22 protein-coding genes are annotated in these 22978 nt (G+C 70.1%); 12 read left to right on the top strand and 10 right to left on the bottom strand.

What is annotated here, in order from left to right:
• Positions 1 to 7: 7 nt before the first annotated feature.
• Both MMB17_RS18060 and MMB17_RS18055 read right to left on the bottom strand, forming a co-directional pair.
• Positions 8 to 997, bottom strand: coding sequence for a YVTN family beta-propeller repeat protein (locus MMB17_RS18060; protein ID WP_238311155.1), 990 nt, complete (start codon positions 995 to 997; stop codon positions 8 to 10).
• 169 nt (positions 998 to 1166) lie between these two features.
• Positions 1167 to 2420 (bottom strand): ABC transporter substrate-binding protein, encoded by a 1254-nt coding sequence (locus tag MMB17_RS18055; RefSeq protein ID WP_241099777.1) that lies wholly within the window; start codon positions 2418 to 2420, stop codon positions 1167 to 1169.
• 197 nt (positions 2421 to 2617) lie between these two features.
• Between MMB17_RS18055 and MMB17_RS18050 the strand changes: the two genes are divergently transcribed.
• The 7 genes from MMB17_RS18050 (at position 2618) to MMB17_RS18020 (ending at position 8360) form a co-directional block, all read left to right on the top strand.
• Entirely contained in the window at positions 2618 to 3181 is a 564-nt protein-coding gene (locus MMB17_RS18050; RefSeq protein WP_241099776.1) for a DUF3280 domain-containing protein, read from the top strand.
• Positions 3182 to 3232: 51 nt separating this feature from the next.
• Entirely contained in the window at positions 3233 to 4006 is a 774-nt protein-coding gene (locus MMB17_RS18045) for a (5-formylfuran-3-yl)methyl phosphate synthase (RefSeq protein WP_241099775.1), read from the top strand.
• Positions 4003 to 4578, top strand: coding sequence for an amino acid kinase family protein (locus MMB17_RS18040; RefSeq protein ID WP_241099774.1), 576 nt, complete (start codon positions 4003 to 4005; stop codon positions 4576 to 4578). Before MMB17_RS18045 ends, MMB17_RS18040 begins: the two co-directional genes overlap by 4 nt.
• Positions 4575 to 6158 carry a DUF6513 domain-containing protein gene (locus tag MMB17_RS18035; RefSeq protein ID WP_238311150.1) on the top strand — a complete coding sequence of 528 codons (1584 nt, stop codon included), beginning with the start codon at positions 4575 to 4577 and terminating at the stop codon, positions 6156 to 6158. Before MMB17_RS18040 ends, MMB17_RS18035 begins: the two co-directional genes overlap by 4 nt.
• 16 nt (positions 6159 to 6174) lie before the next feature.
• Positions 6175 to 6771 carry a DUF447 domain-containing protein gene (locus tag MMB17_RS18030; protein WP_241099773.1) on the top strand — a complete coding sequence of 199 codons (597 nt, stop codon included), beginning with the start codon at positions 6175 to 6177 and terminating at the stop codon, positions 6769 to 6771.
• A gap of 27 nt (positions 6772 to 6798) precedes the next feature.
• Entirely contained in the window at positions 6799 to 7329 is a 531-nt protein-coding gene (locus MMB17_RS18025) for an SRPBCC family protein (protein WP_241099772.1), read from the top strand.
• Positions 7330 to 7451: 122 nt separating this feature from the next.
• Positions 7452 to 8360: a beta-propeller fold lactonase family protein gene (locus MMB17_RS18020; RefSeq protein ID WP_241099771.1), complete on the top strand. Its 909-nt coding sequence runs from the start codon at positions 7452 to 7454 to the stop codon at positions 8358 to 8360.
• Between the two features lie 22 nt (positions 8361 to 8382).
• Here MMB17_RS18020 and MMB17_RS18015 read toward each other — a convergent pair whose 3' ends face one another.
• Both MMB17_RS18015 and MMB17_RS18010 read right to left on the bottom strand, forming a co-directional pair.
• The gene (locus MMB17_RS18015) at positions 8383 to 9603 is read right to left on the bottom strand and encodes an LL-diaminopimelate aminotransferase (RefSeq protein WP_241099770.1); all 1221 of its coding nucleotides are present in this window, start codon (positions 9601 to 9603) and stop codon (positions 8383 to 8385) included.
• Between the two features lie 135 nt (positions 9604 to 9738).
• Positions 9739 to 10167: a hypothetical protein gene (locus tag MMB17_RS18010; RefSeq protein ID WP_241099769.1), complete on the bottom strand. Its 429-nt coding sequence runs from the start codon at positions 10165 to 10167 to the stop codon at positions 9739 to 9741.
• A gap of 136 nt (positions 10168 to 10303) precedes the next feature.
• Between MMB17_RS18010 and MMB17_RS18005 the strand changes: the two genes are divergently transcribed.
• Positions 10304 to 12112 carry a PHA/PHB synthase family protein gene (locus MMB17_RS18005; RefSeq protein WP_241099768.1) on the top strand — a complete coding sequence of 603 codons (1809 nt, stop codon included), beginning with the start codon at positions 10304 to 10306 and terminating at the stop codon, positions 12110 to 12112.
• Between the two features lie 56 nt (positions 12113 to 12168).
• Here the strand turns inward: MMB17_RS18005 and MMB17_RS18000 are convergent, their stop codons facing one another.
• Positions 12169 to 13509, bottom strand: a complete 1341-nt coding sequence (locus MMB17_RS18000; RefSeq protein ID WP_373324990.1) for an OmpP1/FadL family transporter — start codon at positions 13507 to 13509, stop codon at positions 12169 to 12171.
• Positions 13510 to 13945: 436 nt separating this feature from the next.
• On the opposite strand from MMB17_RS18000, the gene MMB17_RS17995 reads away from it, so the two are divergent.
• Together MMB17_RS17995 and MMB17_RS17990 are read left to right on the top strand one after the other, a co-directional pair.
• The gene (locus tag MMB17_RS17995) at positions 13946 to 14830 is read left to right on the top strand and encodes a fumarylacetoacetate hydrolase family protein (RefSeq protein ID WP_241099767.1); all 885 of its coding nucleotides are present in this window, start codon (positions 13946 to 13948) and stop codon (positions 14828 to 14830) included.
• Positions 14831 to 15002: 172 nt separating this feature from the next.
• Complete coding sequence (locus MMB17_RS17990) at positions 15003 to 16073, top strand: methyl-accepting chemotaxis protein (RefSeq protein WP_276518044.1); 1071 nt, start codon at positions 15003 to 15005, stop codon at positions 16071 to 16073.
• A gap of 401 nt (positions 16074 to 16474) precedes the next feature.
• Here the strand turns inward: MMB17_RS17990 and MMB17_RS17985 are convergent, their stop codons facing one another.
• A complete protein-coding gene (locus tag MMB17_RS17985) occupies positions 16475 to 17503 on the bottom strand; it encodes an IS110-like element ISMmg2 family transposase (protein WP_009867220.1) in 1029 nt (342 codons plus the stop codon).
• Between the two features lie 483 nt (positions 17504 to 17986).
• Between MMB17_RS17985 and MMB17_RS17980 the strand changes: the two genes are divergently transcribed.
• Entirely contained in the window at positions 17987 to 18346 is a 360-nt protein-coding gene (locus MMB17_RS17980) for a hypothetical protein (protein WP_241099766.1), read from the top strand.
• Between the two features lie 6 nt (positions 18347 to 18352).
• Here the strand turns inward: MMB17_RS17980 and fabI are convergent, their stop codons facing one another.
• The 3 genes from fabI to fabA form a co-directional block, all read right to left on the bottom strand.
• A complete protein-coding gene (gene fabI / locus MMB17_RS17975; RefSeq protein WP_238311141.1) occupies positions 18353 to 19183 on the bottom strand; it encodes an enoyl-ACP reductase FabI in 831 nt (276 codons plus the stop codon).
• A gap of 402 nt (positions 19184 to 19585) precedes the next feature.
• Complete coding sequence (gene fabB, locus MMB17_RS17970) at positions 19586 to 20812, bottom strand: beta-ketoacyl-ACP synthase I (protein ID WP_238311140.1); 1227 nt, start codon at positions 20810 to 20812, stop codon at positions 19586 to 19588.
• 136 nt (positions 20813 to 20948) lie between these two features.
• The gene (gene fabA / locus MMB17_RS17965; RefSeq protein WP_238311254.1) at positions 20949 to 21395 is read right to left on the bottom strand and encodes a 3-hydroxyacyl-[acyl-carrier-protein] dehydratase FabA; all 447 of its coding nucleotides are present in this window, start codon (positions 21393 to 21395) and stop codon (positions 20949 to 20951) included.
• Between the two features lie 350 nt (positions 21396 to 21745).
• Here fabA and irr point away from each other — a divergent pair, with 350 nt between their 5' ends.
• Positions 21746 to 22252: a Fur family transcriptional regulator Irr gene (irr, locus tag MMB17_RS17960; RefSeq protein WP_238311139.1), complete on the top strand. Its 507-nt coding sequence runs from the start codon at positions 21746 to 21748 to the stop codon at positions 22250 to 22252.
• Between the two features lie 93 nt (positions 22253 to 22345).
• On the opposite strand, the gene MMB17_RS17955 is transcribed toward irr, so the two are convergent.
• Positions 22346 to 22942, bottom strand: a complete 597-nt coding sequence (locus tag MMB17_RS17955; protein WP_420847380.1) for an SH3 domain-containing protein — start codon at positions 22940 to 22942, stop codon at positions 22346 to 22348.
• Between the last annotated feature and the right edge of the window lie 36 nt (positions 22943 to 22978).

Here is a 22978-nt window from a genome sequence, read left to right as displayed (position 1 = left end):
TCTGGAATTACTTCTTCGTGATCGCCACGCCCCAGGGCAGCAGGCCGACGGGGATGCTCTTGACCACCTTGAGGTTCTCCACATCGATCACGGAGACGTCGTTCGAGGTGCCGTTGGTGGTGTAGAGCTGCTTCTCGTCCGGGGTGAAGGCGAGCTGCCAGACCCGCTGGCCCACGGGCAGGTATTTCAGCACCTCGTAGGTCTTGGTGTCGATCACGGCGACGCGGTTGGCCGGGCCCAGGGCGACGAAGGCCTTGGCGCCGTCCTTGGTCAGGCGCACGCCGACCGGCTGGATCTGCTCGTCGGTCACGCTCGGGATCTTGAAGGTGATCTTCTTGATGACCTTGCGGGTGCCGACATCGATCACCGAGACCGTGCCGCCGACCTCGGCCGAGACCCAGAGCGTCTTGCCGTCGCCGGAGAACTCGGCGAAGCGCGGCCGCGCGTCCACCAGCACGTTGTCGATCACCTGGAAGGTCTTGGTGTCGATGAAATGGGCCATGTTGGTGGTTTCGGAGGTGTTCACCAGGATCTTGCCGTCCGGCGAGAGGCCCATGCCCTCCGGCTCGACGCCCACCGGCACCTCGGCGAGGACCTTGTTCTTCTCGATGTCGAGGATGGTGACCTGGCTGTCGTCCTCGTTGGCGACGTAGAGCGGGTTGCCCGAGGCATCGAGGATGAACTGCTCCGGGTCGGGGCCGGAGCGCAGGGAGCGGACCACCTTGCCCGTGGCGGTGTCGAGCACATCGATGCGGTCGTCGTCGCTCGCGCAGACGAACAGCTCCTTGTCGTCCTTCGAGAGGGTGACGCCGCGGGGCCGGCGCCCGACCTTCCAGGTGGCGGTCACGGTCATGGTGCCGACATCGATCACGGAGACCGAGTTGGCCTTCTCGTTGGTGACGTAGGCGGTCACGGCCCGCGCGCCGGCCGTGCCCGCGACGAGCCAGGCCGCCGCGAGTGCCGCCAAGCCCGTTCCCGCCCCGAAGCGAGCGCCCATCCGTGTCCTCCCTGTCGTCCCGGCGCTTGCGCGCGCCGTCTCCGAGAAATGGTCCCGCGCGGGATGCCCTGTCGGGGCGGGCCGCACAAACTGAAAATTCGGGCTGTCCCCGCCCCTTACGCAGGCGGTCGATTGCCGCATCGGGCCGGCGCCGGCGGGAGCCCCGCCGTCATTTGAACTTGCACGTCGTTTCGGGCTCGTCGGTGCCCAGGGTGTCCAGCGGCGTGCGCTGGTGGATGAAGCCCTGCTCGGGGGCCACCGAGACCATGGCCTTGGGCTGCACCACGATGATCGGCTGGCGCAGCTGGTGGTCCCAGGGGCGGTAGGTCAGGCTGACGCCCTTGTAGGCGGGCAGGGAGAAATCGGGCGTGGTCAGGTAGGGGGCGAGCACCGCCGGGTCGGTCGACTTCTTCTGGGTCGCCGCCTCGCCCACCGTGCGCACCGCCGCCCAGGCCTGGTAGTCGAGGGGGCGCATCAGCCGGCCCGAGAGGCGGCGGAAGCGGTTCTGCGCTTGGGCCGCGCCCCAGGTCTCCAGGGTCGGATGCCAGGTGGTGGCGATCAGCCCCTGCGTGCCGGCCACGGGGCGGGGATCGACGGTGCGGTAGGGGACGTAGTCGCCCCAGTCGCCCTCCTCGTCGGCCACCACCGCCATGTCGTAGTCGAGGCCCCGGGTGAAGACCATCGCCTCGGCCCGGGTCGGGGTGTCGCCCCGCGCCTTGGCCAGCGGCCCGAAGGTCCAGGGCTTCTCCGCCGTGATCTTGAGGCCGAACTTGCGGGCGGCGTTCCTGAGGGCGTCGGCATAGGCCTTGTCCCGCTCGGTCGGACCCACGATCAGGAAGATCTTCCGCCAGCGCATCAGGGTCATGTACTGCGCCAGCGCATCCGTCTGCATGGCCCGGCTCGGCAGCACGTGGAAGACGTTGGCGCGGCACTCGGCCCCGCGCAGGGCGTCGTCCGGCGCCCCGGCATTCAGCACTACGGCGCCCTCCCCCTTGAGGGCGTCGGCCACGGCCAGCACCTCGGCCGCCGGCAGGGTCAGCACGACATACTTCACCCCCTTGGCGACGAGCGCCCTGGCGGCGGCGACCGCATCCTGGCCCTCTTCGAGAGCCACCTCGTCGAGGGCGTAGGTCTGCTTGGTGAAGCGGCCGGTGGTGTTGTTGTCCTTCACCGCCATCCGCGCCCCGGCGACGCCGAGATCCTCCGGGTCGGCCTCGGCGTCGTAGGAGGACGGCGCCGGCACGGGCCGGTAGAGGAGGCCGATCCGCGTGTCGCTGCCGCCGGCCGCGGGCGCCTCCGCGCCGGGCGCCGGCTTGTCCTCCGCGGCCCGGCTCTCCTGAGCCCGCGCGGCACCGGCCGGCAGCGGGGCGGCGAGGATCAGCGACAGGGCGAGGGTGGAGGGGCGAAGGGCAGGATGATGCATGCGGGCGGCACGCTAGCAACATTGCGCCGGCCGCCTCAACGCCGGAAGCATAAGAACATCATAAGCTTTCCGGCCGGAAAAACCGCCCGGCGGCCCGGGATGCAGAGGCGGCGGGAGTTGCCAAAACCGCCATGCGCCCGACCTTGGGGAGACGAGAGGCCGCAGGAAAAGCCGGCCTCCCCCGGGAGACGACGCTCATGACGGTTCGTGCCAGGAGGATCCGCGCCCCGCGCCTGCTCGGGCTCCTCGCCTGTGCCGGCCCGGCCCTGCTCGCGCCCCTCGGCTCCGCCCGGGCCGAGGCGCCGGCCGGGGAGGGCGGCAAGGCGGCGGTCTTCGCGGCGGAGATGAACGATCCCTCCCTCGCCTATGGCCGCAAGCCCGTGCCCGCCGAGCAGAAGCGCCTCGCCCTGGTGACGGACGAATTGCGCAAGGCCCTGTCCGACAAGGCGGGGCTGGCCAGCGTCGACCTCGCCCCGCAGCAGGAGGAGATTGCGAAGCAGGCGCCCCTGTGGAAATGCAACGGCTGCGCGTCGGACATCGCCAAGGCGCTCGGCGCCGGCTATGCGGTGACGACGACGGTCGAGAAGGGCGCGGGCCAGATCTTCAATCTGGACGTCGCCATCGCGGATTCGGCCACCGGCAAGGTCGTGCGTAGCGGCCTCGTCGTGATAAGAGCCAACACCGACGACGACTGGACCCACGCCATGCGCTGGGTCGTGAAGAACCGGCTCCTCACCGAGCCGCTGCCGGGACGCTCCTGAGGGTCCCGAGGCGGTGCCCGGGGAGCCCTTGATCCGGAACACCGAGACAGCGTGCCGCAGCGTAGCCACCCGATCGCGTCCCCCCTGCCCGCCCCCGTCCGCCTGCTGGTCAGCGTGCGCGACGGTGCCGAGGCGCGCCTGGCCGCCGCGGCCGGGGCCGATCTCGTCGATGCCAAGGATCCCGAGCGCGGGGCGCTGGGCGGCCTGACCCCGCAGGCCGTGCGGGCGATCCGCGCGGGCCTTGCCCCGGGCATCGTCACCAGCGCGGTGGCCGGCGACGAGGGGGGGCAAGAGCGCGGCCAAGCGTGCGGCCAAGCGTGCGGCGAAGACCCCGTGGCCGCGGTGGCGGCCATGGCGGAGACGGGCGTCGACTGGGTGAAGGTCGCGGTCGGCGCTGCGGAGGGCCGTCCGCTCGCCGCCATGGCCGCCGCCGCGCCCGGCCGGCTGATCGGCGTGCTGTTCGCCGAGGAGGGCCTGGCCGAGGAGGGCGCCGCTCCGGCGCAGGTCGCGCGCCTCGCCGCGGCGGGCTTCGCCGGGGCGATGATCGACACGCGCGGCAAGGCCGGGCGTCGCCTGGGCGATCTCCTGTCCCCGGCGGTGCTGACCGCGTTCGTGGCCTCCTGCCGGGCGCATCGGCTGATGAGCGGGCTGGCCGGCTCCCTCGCGGTCGCGGACATCCCGGCCCTGGCGGCCCTGCGCCCCGACTATCTCGGCTTCCGCGGCGGGCTCTGCCGCGAGGGCGACCGCCGGCAGGGGCTCGATGCGGGCCGCGTCGCAGAGGCCGTCGCCGCCCTGCGGGCGCTCGCCCGGGATGCGGCCGCGTGACGGGCCCGTCCCTCACCGTCGTGAAGGTCGGCGGCAGCCTGCTCGCCGACCGGGACCGCCTGCGGGCGGTGCTGGCCGCCGGTGTCGAGGCCGGCCCGGTCGCCGTGGTGCCCGGCGGCGGCCCCTTCGCCGACGCGGTGCGCCGGGCCCAGGCGAGCCTCGGCTTCGAGGACGGCCTCGCCCACCGCCTCGCCCTCGACGCCATGGGCCGCATGGCCGAGATCTTCCGTGCCCTCGAGCCGCGGCTTCCCCTCTCGGCCTCCCTCGACGCGCTCGCCGCGGCCCTGCGGGCCGGCCGGAGCGGGATCTGGGACCCGGCGGCGCTCAAGGCCGGCCATCCCGACATCCCGGAGAGCTGGGCGGTCACCTCCGACAGCCTCGCCCTCTGGCTCGCCACCCGGCTCGGCGCGGCGCGCTGCATCCTCGAGAAATCGGCGCCGGCACCCGCCGGGGCCGATCCCGCGGCGCTGGCGGCCTGCGGGCTGGTGGATGCGGCCTTCCCGCGCTTCGCCGCCGCCTTCCCCGGCACGATTCTGGTCCGCGGTCCCGAGGCCGGGAGGGACGCCGCATGAGCGCCCCCGGACAGAGCCCGCGCGACCACCTCGTCTTCGTCACCGGCAAGCTCGCCCATGCCCGGCTGGAGAAGGTCGCGGCCACCCTCCCCCCGGACCGCTTCGCCTGGAGCATCGCCGATGCGGGGGTGAAGGTCGCCGCGCTGATGACCGAGGAGATCATCAAGCGCCGGGTGAGCATCCCCGAGGGCGCGACGCGCATCGTCCTGCCCGGGCGCTGCCGGGCGAACCCGGAGGCGCTCGCCGCGCATTTCGGCCTGCCCGTGGAGCGCGGCCCCGACGAGATCGTGGACCTGCCGGCCTATCTCGGGCTCAGCGGCCGCAAGGTCGACCTGTCGCGCCACGACCTGCGCATCTTCTCCGAGATCGTCGACGCCTCGAAGATGACCGTCGACCAGATCGTGGCCAAGGGGCTCGACCTCGCCCGCCGCGGCGCGGACGTGATCGATCTCGGCGGCCTGCCCGACACCCCCTTCCCCCATCTCGACGACGCCGTGCGGGCGATGAAGCGCGCGGGCCTGACGGTCAGCGTCGATTCCTTCTCCCTCGACGAACTGACCCGCGGGGCGCGGGCCGGAGCCGATTATCTCCTCAGCCTCAACGAGGAGACCCTCGACCTCGCCTTCGAGACCGACGCGGTGCCGGTGCTGGTGCCGATGCGGCCGGACGACCTGCCCTCCCTCGACCGCGCCATCGCGCGGATGGAGAAGGCGGGCCGGCCCTATATGGCCGACCCGATCCTGGAGCCGATCCATTTCGGCTTCGTCGAGTCGGTCGCCCGCTACAACGAGGTGCGCCGGCGCTGGCCGGGCATCGAGATGATGATGGGCACCGGCAACCTCACCGAGCTCACCGAGGCCGACAGCCTCGGCGTCACAGCGCTCCTCGTCGGCATGTGCTCGGAACTCTCGATCCGCAACGTGCTGATCGTGCAGGTCTCGAACCACACCCTCCGCACGGTGGAGGAGCACGATGCGGCCCGGCGGGTGATGTACGCGGCCAAGGCCGACGCGGCGCTGCCCAAGGGCTATGGCCGGGCGCTGCTCGCCCTTCACGACAAGCGCCCCTTCGTGCAGACCCCCGATGAGATCGCGGCCCTGGCCGCCGAGGTGCGCGATCCCAATTACCGCATCGCCGTCGCGCAGGACGGGATCCACGTCTACAACCGCGACATCCACAAGGTCGGCACTGACGCGATGGCCTTCTTCCCCGACTTGAACGTGGCGAGCGACGGCGCCCACGCCTTCTATCTCGGCGGGGAGCTGACCAAGGCGGAGACCGCCTTCCGCCTCGGCAAGCGCTACGTGCAGGACGAGCCCCTCGACTGGGGCTGCGCCGCCGACCGCGCCGCCGAGGACACCACCGCCTTCAAGAAGGCCGGCCACACCCGGCATAGCGGGCCGGACGCGCCCCCGCCGGGCACCCGCGACGCGGCGGATCCCGAGCGGGACGCCGCCCCGCCCCGGCGGGAGGACGGCCAGGGCCGCCCGGAGGCCGCCGACCCGCTGTCCCAGCCGCGGGGCGGCCGCGTGGTCTGCGGGAAGCTCGTGCCCGATGCGGGCCGGGCGGGCGAGGATTGAGCCAGGGGTTGAGACGGTGCCGCTGATCCTCGAGACCATCGTGACCACGCTCTCCCCCGAGGGCGCGCTTCACCTCGTGCCGTTCGGGCTGATCCAGGACGGCGCGGACTACGTGCTGGCCCCGTTCCGGCCTTCCCCGACCATTCACAATCTCGCGACGAATCCGGTCTTCGCCGCCTCGGCGCCGAGCGACGTGCGGGTGATCGCCGGCGTGGTCACGGGGCGGCGCGACTGGCCGGTCGTGCCCTGCGAGAAGATCGTCGGGCAGCGCCTCGCGGAGTGCTTCGGCCATGCCGAGTTCGAGGTGGTGGCGGTGGAGGAGGACGCGGCCCGCCCCCGCTATCGTGGCCGGCTGGTCCATGCCATGAGCCATCGGCCGTTCATCGGCTACAACCGCGCCCAGGCGGCGGTGCTGGAGGCGGCGATCCTGTCGACGCGTCTGCACATGCTGCCCCCCGACAAGATCCTGACGGAGATGGCCTATCACGCCATCGCGATATCCAAGACGGCCGGGCCTGCCGAGCGGGAGGCCTGGGACTGGATCGAGGACAAGGTCGCGCAAGCCCTCGGGCGGAGCGAACGCGTCCTCGGAAACACCGGCTCCGCGTCCTGACGCGGCGGCTCAACGGAGAAACCTCTGATGCGCTTCATGACGCTCGCGGCCGTGGCGGCCCTCGCCACGGTCTCGTTCACGGCCCAAGCCCACGGCCCGACCCGGCAGAAGGTCTCGGAGACGATCGAGATCAACGCGCCCGCCGACAAGGTCTGGACGGTGGTCGGCAACTTCCAGGATGCTAGCTGGATCCCGGTGGTCGAGAAGACCGAGGGCAAGGGCGGCAACGAGGTCAAGGCGACCCGGACGCTGACGCTCAAGGGCGGCGCCACGGTCGAGGAAGAGCTCGCCAAGTACGACGCCGAGAAGAAGCTCCTCATGTACCGGATCAACAAGGTCGACGTGAAGGTGCTGCCGGTGAACGACTACTCCTCGACGATCGAGCTCGAGGGCGACGGCGGCAAGACCAAGGTCACCTGGAAGGGCGCCTTCTACCGCGGCTACATGAACAACGACCCGCCGCCCGAGCTGAACGACGAGGCCTCCAAGAAGGCCGTGCTCGGCCTCTACAAGGCCGGCCTCGAGAACCTGAAGGCCAAGGTCGAGAAGGGCTCGTAGGGGCTTTGAGTCTTCGGAGAGCCGGCGTGCGTCGATCGTTTCGGTGGGCCCGCCGGCCCTTTCCGCCCGCCTGGGCGGGGGCGAGGATCAGGGCGCCGCGCGGCGTCCTGCTGGCGGTGGGGATGCTCGCCGTGTCCCCCGCCCTCGCGCAGCAGGCCTATGTCACGACGCAGCTCGGCAACGCCGTCGACGTCGTGGATCTCGCCGCCGGCAAGGTGGTGCGCTCGATCCCCGTGGACGGGGCGCCCGCCGGCATCGCCCTCGCGCCCGATCGCAGGACGGCCTACGTCACCCGCCCCGAGGGCCATGGCCTCGCGGTGATCGATCTCGATGCGGGACGGGTCAGCGCGACGGTGCCCCTGCCCGGCGGCCCCCTCGGCATCGGCGTCAATCCGAGGACCGGCGCGGTCTACGTGGCCGACTGGTACGGCGCCCGCGTCTTCGTGCTCCTCCCCGAGGGCGGGAGCCTCCGGCGCTCCGGCGAGATCGCGGTCGGCCGCTCGCCCTCCGGCATCGCGGTGACGCCCGACGGGGCCACCCTGCTCGTCGCCAACCGGGAATCCGACAGCGTCTCGATCGTCGACCTCGCCTCGGGCCAGGAGCGCGCGGTCGTTCCCGTCGGCCAGCATCCCTTCGGGCTGACCCTGTCCGCGGACGGGACCCGCGCCTACACCGCCAACGTCGTCTCCGACGACGTCTCGGCGATCGACGTGGCGGCGGCCCGGGAGATCGGCCGGGTGAAGACCGGGGAGCGCCCCTACGTCATCGCCCTGGCCGGCGGCCGCGGCTTCGTCACCGACCAGTACGTCAACGACGTGACGGTGTTCGATCTGGCGAGCCTGGAGAAGGTCGGTACGATCGATGTCGGCGACCATCCCGAGGGCATCGGCACCGGGCGGGACGGCAGGACCGTCTACGTCGCCAATTGGGGCGACAACAGCCTGAGCGTGATCGACGTGGCGACCCTCAAGGTCACGGGAACCATCGCCACTGGCGACGGCCCCCGCGCCTTCGGGGATTTCCTGCGCTAGGGCCCTCTCCGCCGGAGGCCCCTCACACCGCCTTCTGCATCGGCACCACGTTGTGGAGCGTGCGGTCGGAATTGTCGAAGAAGCGGCGGATGTTGCGCGCGGCCTGGCGGATGCGCTGCTCGTTCTCGACCAGCGCGATGCGCACGTACTCGTCGCCGTGCTCGCCGAAGCCGATGCCCGGCGCCACCGCCACGTCCGACTTCTCCAGGAGCAGCTTCGAGAATTCGAGGCTGCCGAGCGGCCGGTACTTCTCGGGAATCGGCACCCAGGCGAACATCGAGGCCTGGGGCACCGGCAGGGGCCAGCCGGCCTTGCCGAAGGACTCGATCAGCGCGTCGCGGCGCTTCTTGTAGGTCGCCCGCATCTCCTTGATGCAGTCGTCCGGCCCGTTCAGCGCGGCGGTGGCCGCCACCTGGATCGGCGTGAAGGCGCCGTAATCGAGGTAGGACTTCACCCGGGTCAGCGCCGCGAGCAGACGCTCGTTGCCGACCGCGAAGCCCATGCGCCAGCCCGCCATCGAGAAGGTCTTGGACAGGGAGGTGAACTCCACCGTGACGTCGATGGCGCCCGGCACCTGCAGCACGGAGGGGGGCGGGGTGTCGTCGTCGAAATAGACCTCGGCATAGGCGAGGTCGGAGAGCAGGATCAGCTCGTGCTTCTTCGCGAAGGCGACGAGGTCCTTGTAGAAGTCGAGGCTCGCCACGTAGGCGGTCGGATTCGAGGGGTAGCACACGACCAGGGCGACGGGCTTCGGGATCGAGTGGACCACCGCCTTCTCCAGGGCCGGGAACATGGCCGGGGTCGGCTCGGCCGGCACGGAGCGGATCACGCCGCCGGCCATCAGGAAGCCGAAGGCGTGGATCGGGTAGCTCGGATTGGGCACCAGCACGACGTCGCCCGGGGCGGTGATCGCCTGGGCCATGTTGGCGAAGCCTTCCTTCGAGCCCAGCGTCGCCACGACCTGGGTGTCGGGGTTCAGGCTCACGCCGAAGCGGCGCTGGTAGTAGCCGGCCTGGGCGCGGCGCAGGCCGGCAATGCCCTTGGAGGCGGAGTAGCGGTCGGTCCGCGGCTTCCCGGCGGTCTCGACCAGCTTCTCGATGACGTGCCGGGGCGCGTCGAGATCGGGGTTGCCCATGCCGAGATCGATGATGTCGGCGCCCTGCGCTCGGGCAGCGGCCTTGATCCGGTTCACCTGCTCGAAGACGTAGGGCGGGAGGCGCTTGATGCGGTGGAAATCGGTCATGACAGGTCCATCGGCGCGGAGGTTCCGGCAGGGCGCTGTTGGGCCGGAACGCGGCGAAGCGGCTCGTTTACCACCGACGCGCGCCCGCGCCGATCTTTTTGTGACGCCCCCGTGAAGCCGCGGGAGCGGCGAAGGCTACGGGGTGGGCGGGGCCGAGGGGGCGGACAGATCCTTCCCGGCGGACTTGCCCGCGCCCTCCGCGGCCTTTCCGCGGGCCTCGTTGCGGCTGCGGGCGCCTTCCAGCTCCGCGGCGAGGGCCTTCTGGCCCTCGGACGAGCGGGCGCGGATGGCGCGCTTCGGGGCGTCCTCGCCCACGGGCATGTAGCCGACGCCCTCGCGGCGGGAATTGGCCACGAAATCGGGGGCCTGCATCTCCTTCGGGCCGTGGCCGGCGCCGACGAAGGCGGCCTTCATCGGGTTCACGTCGCTGGAGCAGGCGCAGAGACCCGCGGCGATCGGCAGCAGGGCCGCGGCGGTGGCGAGCCTACGCCCGATCCTGCGGGCCTGCGCCGACGGGGATGCGCCTTCGGCGGAACGCGCTGCGAGGTGCCACAGGAGTGTCATCGGCTTTGGCTTGAAAACCTAAATCGCGGGCCGGCACTGGCAAGGAAAGCGGTTGGCGCGTTAATTTGTCGGAAACGAGGCCCGCCGTCTCCGCTGACGCGGCCCGAGCAGAGCCTCCAGGGAGGAGAGCGCGCGCGTGGCGACCGAGAGAAGCGTACCCGGCGTACCGGACCTTGAGGCGATCTCGCGCAACGCCGGTCAGCTCGCGGAGGAATTCGGCAAGATCGCCGCCGCCTCGATGCGGCCCTTCGAGGCGAAGGACGGGGCGTTTCCCGCGGCGCCCGAGGGCACCGACGAGATCAACGAGATGACCCGCACCCTGACCCGGGTGGCGGAAGCCTGGATGAGCGATCCGGAAAAGGCGCTGACGGCGCAGCGCAGGCTCAGCGAGGCCTTCATGGCCCTGTGGGGCGCGACCTGGACGCGGATGCAGGGGCAGGCGGCGGCGCCCGTGGCGGAGCCGGAGCCCAAGGACAAGCGCTTCGCCCACGAGGAATGGTCGAGCAACCCGGTCTTCGATTTCGTCAAGCAGAGCTATCTCATCACCGCCCGCTGGGCGGAGACCCTGGTGCGCGAGGCGGAGGGGCTCGACCCCCATACCCGCCACAAGGCGGAGTTCTACCTGCGCCAGATCCTGGGGGCGATGTCGCCCTCCAACTACGTGATGACCAACCCCGAACTGCTGCGCCACACCCTGCAGGAGAACGGGGCCAATCTCGTGCGCGGCATGAAGATGCTCGCCGAGGATATCGAGGCCGGCGGCGGCCAGCTGCGGGTGCGCCAGACCGACCTCTCCGCCTTCAAGTTCGGCGAGGACGTCGCCGTCACCCCCGGCGAGGTCGTGTTCCGCAACGATCTGATGGAGCTGATCCAGTACGCGCCCAAGACCGAGACGGTACTCAAGCGCCCGTTCCTGATCGTGCCGCCCTGGATCAACAAGTTCTACATCCTCGACCTCAACCCGGCCAAAAGCCTGATCGGCTGGATGGTCAGCCAGGGCCTCACGGTGTTCGTGATCTCCTGGGTCAACCCGGACGAGCGCCACCGCGACAAGGACTTCGAGTCCTATATGCGCGAGGGCATCGAGACCGCGATCGACATGATCGGCGTCGCCACCGGCGAGACCGAGGTATCCGCGGCGGGCTACTGCGTCGGTGGCACCCTGCTCGCCGTGACGCTGGCCTATCAGGCCGCCACCGGCAACCGGCGCATCAAGAGCGCGACCTTCCTCACCACGCAGGTCGACTTCACCCATGCCGGCGACCTCAAGGTCTTCGCCGACGAGGAGCAGATCCGGGTGATCGAGGCGCGGATGGCCGAGCGCGGCTATCTCGAGGGCGCGCGCATGGCCAACGCCTTCAACATGCTCAGGCCCAACGACCTGATCTGGTCCTACGTGGTCAACAACTACGTGAAGGGGAAGGCGCCCCTGCCCTTCGACCTGCTCTACTGGAACGCCGACGCCACGCGCATGCCGGCGGCCAACCATTCCTTCTACCTGCGCAACTGCTATCTCAACAACACGCTCGCCAAGGGCGAGATGGTGCTCGGCAACGTGCGCCTCGACCTGAAGAAGGTGAAGGTGCCGGTCTTCAACCTCGCCACCCGCGAGGACCACATCGCCCCCGCCGTCTCGGTCTTCGAGGGCTCCAAGAAGTTCGGCGGCAAGGTCGATTACGTGCTGGCGGGCTCCGGCCACATCGCGGGCGTCGTCAACCCGCCGGGCAAGAAGGCCAAATACGGCTTCCGCACCGGCGGCCCGACAAAGGGTCAGTTCGAGGACTGGCTCACGGCCGCCACCGAGCACGAGGGCTCCTGGTGGCCCTACTGGTTCAAGTGGCTGGAGGAGCAGGCGCCGGAGCGGGTTCCCGCCCGCATCCCCGGCGAGGGGGGCCTGCCCTCCCTCGGCCCGGCGCCGGGCACCTATGTCCGCATGAAGGCCTGAAGGCCCCGCGCCGCGAACGGGGCCGCCCGCGGCGGCCCCGGACATGAGGAGCGCCGTCAGTACTTGCGCACGAGCGGCGCCGGGATGGCGGCGGGGGGCGGCGCGAAGACGTAGCGGAAGCCGACCGAGACGACGTCCGCGCTCGAATCGACCGTGCCGGCGAAGGCGATGCTGGCGCCCAGCACGTTCCGCGTGTCGTAGTCGCGTCCCAGCCCGGCCAGGATGCTGCTCTTGTCCAGGAAGAAGTGCGAATAGGCCGCGTTGAGCGTGAGCTGGTCGCTCCAGCGGTAGCTCGCGCCGATCGAGGCGATGTAGCGGTCGTTGTCGGGCAGGCGCACCGAGCGGTTGCTGAAGTCGATCGGCGATTCCTCGTAGGCGAAGCCCGCCCGCAGGGTGAGGGCCGGCGACCAGTCGTATTCGGCGCCGATCGAGTAGGTGAACCCGTCCTTGTAGTTGAGCGGCAGGAAGTTCACCGGCACGCCGAGGGTCTTCGAGACGATGCCGATCGTGCCGAGCCTCGACCAGTTGTCCCACTCGAAGCCGAGGCTGACCCGGGTGACCGGGTTGATCGCCTGGGTCAGGCCCACGCTGAGCTTGTCCGGGGTGTTGAGGTTCGCCTTGACCTGGCCCGCCGCCCGGGCGAGCGCGAGCAGCGGCACGCCGATCGAGCCCTCGAGGTCGTGATGCACCGAGGAGCGGTAGCCGATGCCGAGCACGGTGCCGTCCCAGGGCGTGATCGTCGCGCCCGCGGTGAAGCCGACGCCCCAGGAATCTCCCTTCAGGAAGGCGCTCGGGAGGGCGGCCGCCGGCAGCAGCGGCGTCAGCGGCACGGCCTGCCGCAGGGTCAGGCGGAAATACTCGATGTTCGGGCCGGCGGCGACGGAGAGCCAGTCATTGACCTTGAAGCCGATCACCGGGTTGAAGGCGAGGGAGAAGATCCGCGAGGACCGCCCGTAGACCTCGCCGGCCCAGACGTCCCGGGGCTTCGTCACGAGGCCGAAGGGGGCCCCGGTCTGCAGGCCGATCCAGACCCGGTCGCTCAGCTGGTAGGAGGTCGCCCCCGCCGGCACCACCGCGCCCTGGCCGATATCGCCCGAGCCGCCGAGGGGCAGGAAGCCGGGATTGGTGCCGGCCGTGGGCTGGATCTCGGACGAGAGATTGATGAAGGTCAGGTTCTGCTCGCTGACCCAGCCCGGCCGCATGGTGATCACGGCCGGGTTCCAGAACATCGAGGAGACGCCGCCCGAGCCCGAGGCCGCGCCGGCGAAGGACAGGCCCTGGGCCTGCGTGCTCTGCTCGCGGATGCCGAAGGCGCCGGCCTGGGCCTGGGTCGTCACGCCCGCCGCGAGCCCTGCGAGGCACAGGGCCGAGACCCCCGAGAGCGCGTGTGCGCGAATCCTGCCGATCTTCCCCACGTCCTGACCCCTTCTCAGACCTATTGTTCGACGGTGCTGGATTCCTCTCGGCTGCGTCGCCCGGGCTGGCACCTTGGCGCGACGGTGGCGCATTTGCGGGTACTTATCAATGCCTATGTTTCTTAAGAGTTTATCAGTAAATTGACGTGTCTCGACTGATTCTCTGCTTGCGAAAACCTGCGCGCGCTGTTGTCGCAGAGATCCGCCGCAAATGGTTCACATCTGAACCTTATGCGCTATCCTGCATTGGCGATCGGGATCGAGCGGGCGTTTCGGCGCTTTGGTTCCGGTCTGTGTCATTTGCGTCACGTTCGCAGGCGCCCCCCGTTCCCGCACCGGCGCCCGCGTCGGCCCTTGCACCGGCTCCATGACGGCGCCATGGTCGCGCCCCCGCAAGGCAGGCCCGGACGCAGACCCGATGAAGCTCATCCGCCACGGAAATCCCGGTGAGGAGAAACCCGGCCTCGTCGATCGCCACGGCGGCCTGCGCGACCTGTCGGGGCTCCTGCGCGACGTCGCCGGGCCGGCCCTGTCCCGCGAGAGCCTCGACCGCCTGCGCAGGATCGACCCCGAGACCCTCCCCCTGCTCCCGGCCGCGACCCGGCTCGGCCCTTGCGTCGGCGGCACCCGCAACTTCGTCGCGATCGGCCTGAACTATTCCGACCACGCTGCCGAGATCGGCGCGCAGATTCCGGCCGAGCCGATCGTGTTCAACAAGGCGCCCTCCTGCATGGCCGGGGCGAACGACACGGTCATCCTGCCCAAGGGCTCGGCCAAGACCGACTGGGAGGTGGAGCTCGCGGTGGTGATCGGCCGGCGCGCCTCCTACGTCCACGCCAACGAGGCGCTGGACTACGTGGCCGGCGCCTGCATCTGCAACGATCTCTCCGAGCGCGAATTCCAGATGGAGCGCGGCGGCACCTGGACGAAGGGCAAGGGCTGCCCGACTTTCGGCCCCCTCGGCCCCTGGCTCGTCACCCTGGACGAGATCCCCGATCTCAAGGGCCTGTCGCTCAGCCTCGACATCAACGGGCAGCGCATGCAGACCGGCTCCACCGCGACGATGATCTTCGACGTGCCGCAGATCGTCGCCTACGTCTCGCATTTCATGATGCTGGAGCCCGGCGACGTCATCACCACCGGCACCCCGCCGGGCGTCGGCGTCGGCATGAAGCCGCAGCGCTTCCTGAAGAGCGGCGACGAGATGGTGCTGCGCATCGACGGTCTCGGCGAGCAGCGCCAGAGCGTCGTCGCCTTCGACGACTGGACGGCCAAGGTCGCGGCGGGCGAGCCGACGCAGTGAAGGGGCTCGTCGCTTCGCTGCGAAATTGATCGTGCCGGCAAAAATAATATCGTAGATTGTGTATTTGCAGTTCTGGAGTTGTGCCGACCGGCCTCTTTCCTTCTGGGAATGAAAATTAACCGAGTTTTATTGATCACAATTGATGATCCGCGTGTCTCCATGCGGATCTCCCATGCATCCTGCTCCGACCCAAGAGCCCAAGACTGGTTCTCCGCCGACGCTCGCGGCGATCGCGGCGCTCGCGGCGGAGTTACGCCACGTGGCGCAGGACAAGACCGGGCGGATCCGGCAGATCACCGGCCAGGCCCGCATCCTCGCCCTCAACGCGCTGATCGAGGCCGGCCGTGCCGGCGAGCATGGGCGCGGCTTCTCCGTGGTCGCCCAGGAGGTCCGGGCGATCGGGACGGAGATCGAAGGGCTGGCCCGTGAGCTGGAGACGCATCTGTCCGGCAAGATCGTCGAGGTGCAGGAGGCCGTCCGCGCGATGGCCGGCTGCGCGCAGGAAGAGCGCCTCATCGACCTCGCCCTGAATGCCGTCGAGCTGATCGACCGCAATCTGTATGAGCGGACCTGCGATGTGCGCTGGTGGGCGACGGACGCCGCCATCGTGGATTGCGCGGCCCAGCCCTCGCCGGAGGCCGCCGCCTACGCGGCCGAGCGGCTCGGCGTCATCCTCTCGGCCTATACGGTCTATCTCGATCTGTGGCTGTGCGACCGATCCGGCCGCATCCTCGCGACGGGCCGCTCCAGCCGCTATCCGGGCCTGACCGGCCGAAGCGTCGCCGGCGAGCGCTGGTTCGAGGAGGCCCTCGCCCTGAGCAGCGGCGACGACTATGGCTGCGCCGATGTCCGCCGCGAAGCCCTGCTCGAGAACGCGCAGGTGGCGACCTATACGGCGGCGGTGCGGGGGCGCGGGCAGCGGAACGGGCCGCCCTGCGGCCTGCTCGCCATCCATTTCGACTGGGAGCCCCAGGCCCGCGCCATCGTCGAGGGGGTGCGGGTGGCCCCCGAGGATCGGGCCCGCACGCGCGTTCTGCTCGTCGATGCCCAGCGGCGCATCCTCGCCGCCTCCGGCGGCGAGGCCGCCCTCGGCGCGACGGTGGCGGCCGATCCTGCGGGGCGCAAGAGTGGGACCGCGCGCGATCCGCGCACCGGCACGCTCACCGCTTTCCACCGCACGCCCGGCTACGAGACCTACGAGGGGCTCGGCTGGTACGGGATGATCGAACAGCGGCCCGCTTGAGGCCCTTTCGCGCTGGGCAGCGCGTCCGGCGCCCCTCGCATCGGGGCCGGGCGTGGGCGCGGCTGCGTCGGTATCGCACCCAAACCTTCGCGGCCGGCGGCGGTTTCCTCCCCACGAGACGCGTGAGGAGAAGAAAGCATGTCCTGTGTGGATGGCTCCCGCATTGCAAGTGGCGAATCGAGCTTCTGGCGCGTTGGTCGGGTGCAGTCTTGTGTCCGGCCTGTTGATGCAGTCGTGCATGTTGACTGCTGGCCCTGATGGTATCCGCGAGCTGGGTCCCACTCTGCTTAGCGGGCTATGACGCCCTGGACATTCGGCGGGGTGTCCCGGCTCCCGGTCTGACCGGTTCGCCATCAACTCTCATCGTCCTCGCAACCTGGCAAAGTCTCCTCGCCGTGCTGTCAGGCGGCCATGGCCGCTGGTGCGCGGTAGGTGCCACCGCGGGTCATGATCGCCCAGGCGACCCGCGCCGTGCGATTGGCCGCCGCAACAGTCACCACGCGCACCGGCTTGCGCTGCAGCAGCGCCGGCAGCCGCGGGTCGACCGAAGTCGGCGTCGCCTTCGCGCGCCGGATCAGAGAGGTCATGCCGACCACGAGCAGGCGGCGCAGGTAACGGTCGCCCATGCGCGAGATCCGACCCAGGCGCTCCTTGCCGCCGCTGCAGTTCTGCAGCGGTGTCAGACCCAACGAGGCCGCGAACTGCCGACCGGAGCGGAAGCGCTCGGGCTCGCTCACCGAGGCGGCCAGCGCGGTCGCCGAGACGATGCCGACACCCGGGATCGTCGCCAGGCGCTGTGACAGGTCGCAGTCCCGATGCCAGGCCAGCAACTCCTTCTCCAGCCGGGTGAGCTGGATCTGCACGGCGCCGATCTGATCGGCCAGCCCATTCACTACGCGCTGGGCCAGGGGCGGCACCTCGGCCGCGTCTCCGGCTGAGAGCCGAGCTGCCAGTTCGAGCGCATGGCGCAGGCCCCGCGCCATCTCGATCCCGAACTCGGCGAGCAGACCGCGGATCATGTTCACCAGCTGCGTGCGTTGCTTGACCAGCAGGTCGCGCGTCCGGTGCAGGGCCAGCGCCGCCTGCTGCTCGGTCGACTTCACCGGCACGAAGCGCATGCTCGGGCGTGTCACCGCCTCGCAGATGGCAGCGGCATCATTCGCATCGGTTTTGCCGCGCTTGACGTACGGCTTCACGTAAGCTGGCGGCATCAGCCGCACGTCATGGCCGAGCCTCATGAGTTCCCGGGCCCAATGGTGCGCTGTGCCGCACGCCTCCATGCCGACCAGGCAGCGCGGCAGCTTGGCGAAGAACGGCACGACCTGCGCCCGCCTCAGAGCCTTGCGAACGACGACGTGCCCAGCTGCGTCGACGGCGTGAACCTGGAAGATGCTCTTGGCTAGATCGATGCCGACGGTGATGATCTCCATGGGGATGGCTCCTGCATCTGCGTGGCTGCTTCGACAGCAACCACATCCTGGCACTCAGATGCCGTCAGTCGGAGCGGGAGCCATCCACCCCATCTGCTCAGGATCCCCGGCACCAGGCCGGGCAGCGCATCGATACCGTCGATCAGCTCTCGAGCCTCGTTCTGCTCGGATTGTCCCTTGCCGGTGCAATCCTCGTCGTCGGGCTCGACCTGCTCCTGATCTGAGACGGTCCCGCAAGTTTCCCGTGAGGGCAAGGGGGCTAGCGGGGCGGCCGGAAGAAATCCCCGGAAAGTTTTCGAGTCGCCGGGCAAGTGCGGACGGATCCGCGAACCGGGTTCTGCTTGGTCCCGCCAGAACATCCGCGGTGCAGAATACAGATGGCGCGCGGCGAACGCCGCGACAATTAAACACAGGTTGATTTGCGGGCGATAAATTTCGGCAATATCTCTCTCCGATCCATCTCGACTTGGGCGGAGGTACGCGATGAGGGCGGAGGGGGAAGGGCAGGCCGATCGGCTTTCGGAAGTGTCCCGGCTCGCCGGGGCACTGGCCGATCAGATCCTGCGGGAAAGCATGACGGGCGAGCCGTCGGAGGCGAAGGTGACGGCTTTGGGCAAGGCCGCGCTGCTGCTCGACGATTTCAGCCAGCCGATTCCCGATCTCGTCGCCGACGTGCTGATGCGCGTCCATGGCGGCGGGGAGGACGGGGCGGAGGCCCTGTCCGAGCCGGAGGATCTGGAGACGGAGGGGGCGTCGGCCGAGGGCATGGCCGGGGCGCCGAGCGTCAGGCCCGGCCTGTTCCCGCGGCTCCTGCGTTCCCTGCGGCCGCCCCAGCGCGGCTGATAAGGCTCAGTCGTCGCCGACGACGCCGGCCTCGTCCTGGGCCTGCAGCACGGCGGGCCGCGGCATCGAGATGATGTTGAAGCCGGAATCCACGAAGTGGACCTCTCCGGTCACGCCGCTCGACAGGTCGGAGAGCAGGTAGAGCGCCGAGCCGCCGACATCCTCCAGCGTCACCGTGCGGCGCAGGGGGGCATGGGCCTTCTGGTGATTGTACATCAGCCGGGCATCGGCGATGCCGGCGCCGGCCAGGGTGCGCATCGGGCCTGCCGAGAGGGCGTTGACCCGGATCCCGTCCGGGCCGAGATCGGAGGCGAGGTAGCGCACCGAGGCCTCCAGCGCCGCCTTGGCCACGCCCATCACGTTGTAGTTCGGCATGACCCGGGTCGAGCCGCCATAGGTCAGGGTCAGCAGCGAGCCGCCCCGCGGCATGCGCTGGGCCGCCCGCTGGGCCAGCTCCGTGAAGGAGAAGCAGGAGATCGTCATGGTCCGCGAAAAATTCTCGCGGGTGGTGACGTCGACGTAGCGGCCCTTGAGCTGCGCCTTGTCCGAGAAGCCGATGGCGTGGACGAGGAAGTCGATCCCCTCGGGGAAGCGCTCGTCCAGGGCGGCGAAGGTGGCGTCGACGGAGGCGAGATTCTCGACGTCGCAGGGCAGCACCACGTCCGAGCCCAGGGAGGCGGCGAGCGGCGTGACGCGCCGGCCGAGCGCGTCCCCCTGATAGGTGAAGGCGAGGCTCGCGCCCTGGGCGTGCAGCGCCTTGGCGATGCCCCAGGCGATCGAATGATCGTTGGCGACCCCCATGATGAGGCCGCGCTTGCCCGCCATCAAACCCGTCATACGCTGTCCCGAACGCTCGTTCCGGGCGGCGCCCGGTCAGTTCCCCGACGAGGCTTAACGCGCCGGTTGCATGCCTGTCCACGCATCCGGACCGCGATCGGGCACGAAAAAGCCCCGCCGGGGCGGGGCCGGGACAGGAGCGGGGGACGCGTGCGGCGCGGCCTCAGAAATAGCCGCGGGTGCCGGAGCGGGCGTCGTCGATTAGGGTCTGCTTGACGCGCACGGCCAAGGTGCCGAGGCCGAGCGTGCAAGCAACCAGGAAGACCGCGAGACAGATCAACATGGATGCATCGTACCTCCGGTCGTATGAACGCCGGCTGTCTATCCCGGTTCCTCGGTTACTCCCAAGACGAGCCCGGGCTTAACCTTGGCTGTACATCTCGCAGCTGCGAGACGGGCGCCTCAGGCGTCGATGTGCTTGAGCACGAGCGTGGCGTTGGTGCCGCCGAACCCGAACGAGTTCGACATCACATGGCCGAGGGAGACGCCGTCGCGGCGCTCGCGCAGGATCGGCATGTCGGCGAAGGCCGGGTCGAGCTCGTCGATATGGGCGCTCTCGCAGATGAAGCCGTTGTTCATCATCAGGAGCGCGTAGATCGCCTCCTGCACGCCGGTGGCGCCCAGGGAATGCCCGGTGAGGGACTTCGTCGCCGAGATCGGCGGGCAGGCCTCGCCGCGGCCGAACACCGCGCGGATCGCCTCGATCTCCTTGTCGTCGCCGACCGGCGTCGAGGTCGCGTGCGGGTTGATGTAGTCGATCTTCACGCCCTTCAGGTCTTCCAGGGCTTGGCGCATGCAGCGCACCGCGCCCTCGCCGGAGGGGGCGACCATGTCGTGGCCGTCCGAGGTGGCGCCGTAGCCGGCGATCTCGCCGTAGATCTTCGCGCCGCGGGCCTTGGCGTGCTCGTATTCCTCGAGCACCACCACCCCCGCCCCGCCGGCGATCACGAAACCGTCACGGTTGGCGTCGTAGGCGCGGGAGGCACGCGCGGGCGTGTCGTTGTACTTCGAGGACATCGCGCCCATGGCGTCGAACAGCACCGACAGGGTCCAGTCGAGGTCCTCGCAGCCGCCGGCGAAGATCACGTCCTGCCGTCCGCCGCGAATGATCTCGGCGGCGTTGCCGATGCAGTGGTTCGAGGTCGCGCAGGCCGAGGAGATCGAATAGTTCACGCCGCGGATCTTGAACCAGGTCGCGAGCGTGGCCGAGGCCGTGGAGCTCATCGCCTTCGGCACGGCGAAGGGGCCGACGCGCTTGGGGCCCTTCTCCTGGGCGATGGCGGCCGATTCGACGATGGTGCGGGTCGAGGGCCCGCCGGAGCCCATGATGATGCCGGTGCGGTCGTTGGAGACGTCGCCGGCCTCCAGCCCCGCGTCGCGGATCGCCTGCTCCATGGCGACGTGGTTCCAGGCGGTGCCGCCGCCGTGGAAGCGCATCGCCCGGCGGTCGACCACGCTCTCCGCGTCGAGCTGGGGGGCGCCCTCCACCTGGCTGCGGAAGCCGCGCGCGGCGTAGGATTCGGCCCGCACGATCCCCGAGCGCGCCTCGCGCAGGGAGGCGAGCACTTCCTGGGTGTTGTTGCCGATGGACGAGACGATGCCCATCCCGGTGATGACGACACGCCGCATGATGCTCGAAGGAATCTCCGTCGCCGCGCCAGACGCGCCGCACGGCGTCACCTAAGATGATGTGCGCATAATCTCAACCACGCAAAGCCCGATCCGTGCCCGATTGGCACGCGTTCGACCGCTGCGGGGACGGATTTTACGACTGGAACAGGCCGACGCGCAGGTCCTTGGCCTCGTAGATCCGGCGGCCATCCGCCTCGAGCCAGCCATCAGCGATGCCGAGCACGAGCTTGCCCTGGCGCACCCGCCGGATGTCGATGCCGTAGACGACCTTCTTGACGGTGGGCAGCACCTGGTCGGTGAACTTGACCTCGCCGACGCCGAGGGCCCGGCCGCGGCCGGGGCTGCCGAGCCAGCCGAGATGGAAGCCGACGAGCTGCCAGAGGGCGTCGAGGCCGAGGCAGCCGGGCATCACGGGGTCGCCCTGGAAGTGGCAGGGGAAGAACCAGAGGTCGGGCCGGATGTCGAACTCGGCGAGCACATGGCCCTTGCCGTAGGCGCCCCCCTCGGTGCCGATCGAGGTGATGCGGTCGAACATCAGCATCGGCGGCAGCGGAAGCTGGGCGTTGCCGGCCCCGAACATCTCGCCGCGGCCGCAGGCCAGCAGCTCCTCGTAGGTGAAGCTCGACGGCCGCGGCGCAGGGCCGCCCTGCTCCGGCTGCGCGGGGATGTCGGATTCGGAAGACACAGGAGCCATGTGAGCGGTTCGGTTCCCTTCGGCTGGTTTCTTGTCCGGGGAGGCGGAGGATGGGCCGGCGCCGATGCCGGGTCCGAGGCGGCGCCTCGTTAGCACAGTGCCCCCCTGCCTGATAGCCGTCCCGGCGGAGGGCCGGGCGGCGCAGGTTCGAGGCACTGTCGGGTTGTCGTCGTTGCCGCAGGCACGTATACTATTGCGTCAGATGTCAAGTGAAGAGTGAGAAAGCCGTCCCGCCGATGTCCGACCTGTCGCCACTTCAGGCCGTCCTGAATGCCCGCCCGGCCAATGCCGCCGAGGCCGGCGCGGCTGCGCGCCGCGGTTGCCCGCTCTCCGACCTTCGGGACCGCCTGCGCCGCGCCGGCCTGCGCCCGACGCGGCAGCGCTTGTCCCTCGGCTGGCTGCTCTTCGGCCGTGGCGACCGCCACCTGACTGCAGAAATGCTCTACGACGAGGCCATGCGCGCCAAGGTGCCGGTCTCCCTCGCCACCGTCTACAACACCCTGCACCAGTTCACCGAGGCCGGCCTGCTGCGCCAGCTCGCCCTCGACGGGTCGAAGGCCTATTTCGACACCAACCCGAGCGAGCACCACCACTTCTTCCTCGAGGAGGAGGGCGAGGTGATGGACATGCCGGAATGCGGCATCTCCGTCGATTCGCTGCCCGAGGCGCCCGAGGGCATGGAGATCGCCGGCGTCGAGGTGATCGTGCGCCTGCGCCGCCGGGCGGCTTCGGGCCGCGCCTGACGCCTCACCCGCTTCACCGGCATCTGCGAGACATGCGAAAGGCCCGGGATGTCCCGGGCCTTTTCGTTTGCGCCCGCCGCTCGCGCGGTGCGCCTATTCGACCCGTTCGTTCGGGTAGACGCCCCAGAGCCGGTCCTGGCGGATATAGCCGTCGACGTCGCCGCGCTTCTGCGGAAGGGACACGACCAGCCGGCACCAGGTGCCGGTGCAGCTCTTCACGCTGCCGATCACGCCGGGCTCGAGGCGCGCCTCCTCCCCCGCGGTCTCGTCCGCGCGGGAGCGCAGCGTCACGGTGGCGGTCTTGTCGCCCCCGGTCTTGTCGCCTCCGGCTCTGGCGATCACCACGGCGGTCCGCCGCCCCGAGAGCAGGGAATGCAGCACCCAGCCCTCGGTGCCCTCCGAATCCCGGATGCGCCGCCAGGTCTCGAACTCGGCGATGATCTCCACCGGCAGGCCGGCCCGCTGGAACACCCAGAGGGTGCGGTGGTCCTTGGACGGGCCCTCCCGCAGGTTCACCCGGTCGGTTTTGAGGCTGGCATAGCGCGGCAGCGGCAGCTTGGTGACGGGGCCGAGGCCCGCCTCCGGCGTCGCCGGCGCCGCCAGGGCGGGGAGCGCCGGCAGCGTTCCAGCCAGCCCCGGAAGGGCCGCGAGAAGCAGGGACAGGGCGCGCGCCCGGGCCGTCCGTCGCATCGTCCGTCGCATCGTCGGTCTCCTGCCCGGGATCCT

Origin of the sequence: Methylobacterium organophilum, assembly GCF_022533465.1 — a bacterium.
Lineage (GTDB): Bacteria > Pseudomonadota > Alphaproteobacteria > Rhizobiales > Beijerinckiaceae > Methylobacterium > Methylobacterium organophilum.
The sequence above is the reverse complement of the archived record's forward strand: the minus strand, read 5'-3'. Positions and strand labels throughout refer to the sequence as shown.

Excerpts from the sequence above, each read along its gene's own strand:
- MMB17_RS18020 (WP_241099771.1), top strand. The coding sequence starts at position 7,452 with ATGCTCGCCGTGTCCCCCGCCCTCGCGCAGCAGGCCTATGTCACGACG.
- MMB17_RS17995 (WP_241099767.1), top strand. The coding sequence starts at position 13,946 with ATGAAGCTCATCCGCCACGGAAATCCCGGTGAGGAGAAACCCGGCCTC.
- MMB17_RS18015 (WP_241099770.1), bottom strand. The coding sequence starts at position 9,603 with ATGACCGATTTCCACCGCATCAAGCGCCTCCCGCCCTACGTCTTCGAG.
- MMB17_RS17990 (WP_276518044.1), top strand. The coding sequence starts at position 15,003 with ATGCATCCTGCTCCGACCCAAGAGCCCAAGACTGGTTCTCCGCCGACG.
- MMB17_RS18050 (WP_241099776.1), top strand. The coding sequence starts at position 2,618 with ATGACGGTTCGTGCCAGGAGGATCCGCGCCCCGCGCCTGCTCGGGCTC.
- MMB17_RS17985 (WP_009867220.1), bottom strand. The coding sequence starts at position 17,503 with ATGGAGATCATCACCGTCGGCATCGATCTAGCCAAGAGCATCTTCCAG.
- MMB17_RS18055 (WP_241099777.1), bottom strand. The coding sequence starts at position 2,420 with ATGCATCATCCTGCCCTTCGCCCCTCCACCCTCGCCCTGTCGCTGATC.
- fabB (WP_238311140.1), bottom strand. The coding sequence starts at position 20,812 with ATGCGGCGTGTCGTCATCACCGGGATGGGCATCGTCTCGTCCATCGGC.
- fabI (WP_238311141.1), bottom strand. The coding sequence starts at position 19,183 with ATGACGGGTTTGATGGCGGGCAAGCGCGGCCTCATCATGGGGGTCGCC.
- MMB17_RS18060 (WP_238311155.1), bottom strand. The coding sequence starts at position 997 with ATGGGCGCTCGCTTCGGGGCGGGAACGGGCTTGGCGGCACTCGCGGCG.
- MMB17_RS18035 (WP_238311150.1), top strand. The coding sequence starts at position 4,575 with ATGAGCGCCCCCGGACAGAGCCCGCGCGACCACCTCGTCTTCGTCACC.
- fabA (WP_238311254.1), bottom strand. The coding sequence starts at position 21,395 with ATGTTCGGGGCCGGCAACGCCCAGCTTCCGCTGCCGCCGATGCTGATG.
- MMB17_RS17980 (WP_241099766.1), top strand. The coding sequence starts at position 17,987 with ATGAGGGCGGAGGGGGAAGGGCAGGCCGATCGGCTTTCGGAAGTGTCC.
- MMB17_RS18025 (WP_241099772.1), top strand. The coding sequence starts at position 6,799 with ATGCGCTTCATGACGCTCGCGGCCGTGGCGGCCCTCGCCACGGTCTCG.
- MMB17_RS18010 (WP_241099769.1), bottom strand. The coding sequence starts at position 10,167 with ATGACACTCCTGTGGCACCTCGCAGCGCGTTCCGCCGAAGGCGCATCC.
- MMB17_RS17955 (WP_420847380.1), bottom strand. The coding sequence starts at position 22,942 with ATGCGACGGACGGCCCGGGCGCGCGCCCTGTCCCTGCTTCTCGCGGCC.
- irr (WP_238311139.1), top strand. The coding sequence starts at position 21,746 with ATGTCCGACCTGTCGCCACTTCAGGCCGTCCTGAATGCCCGCCCGGCC.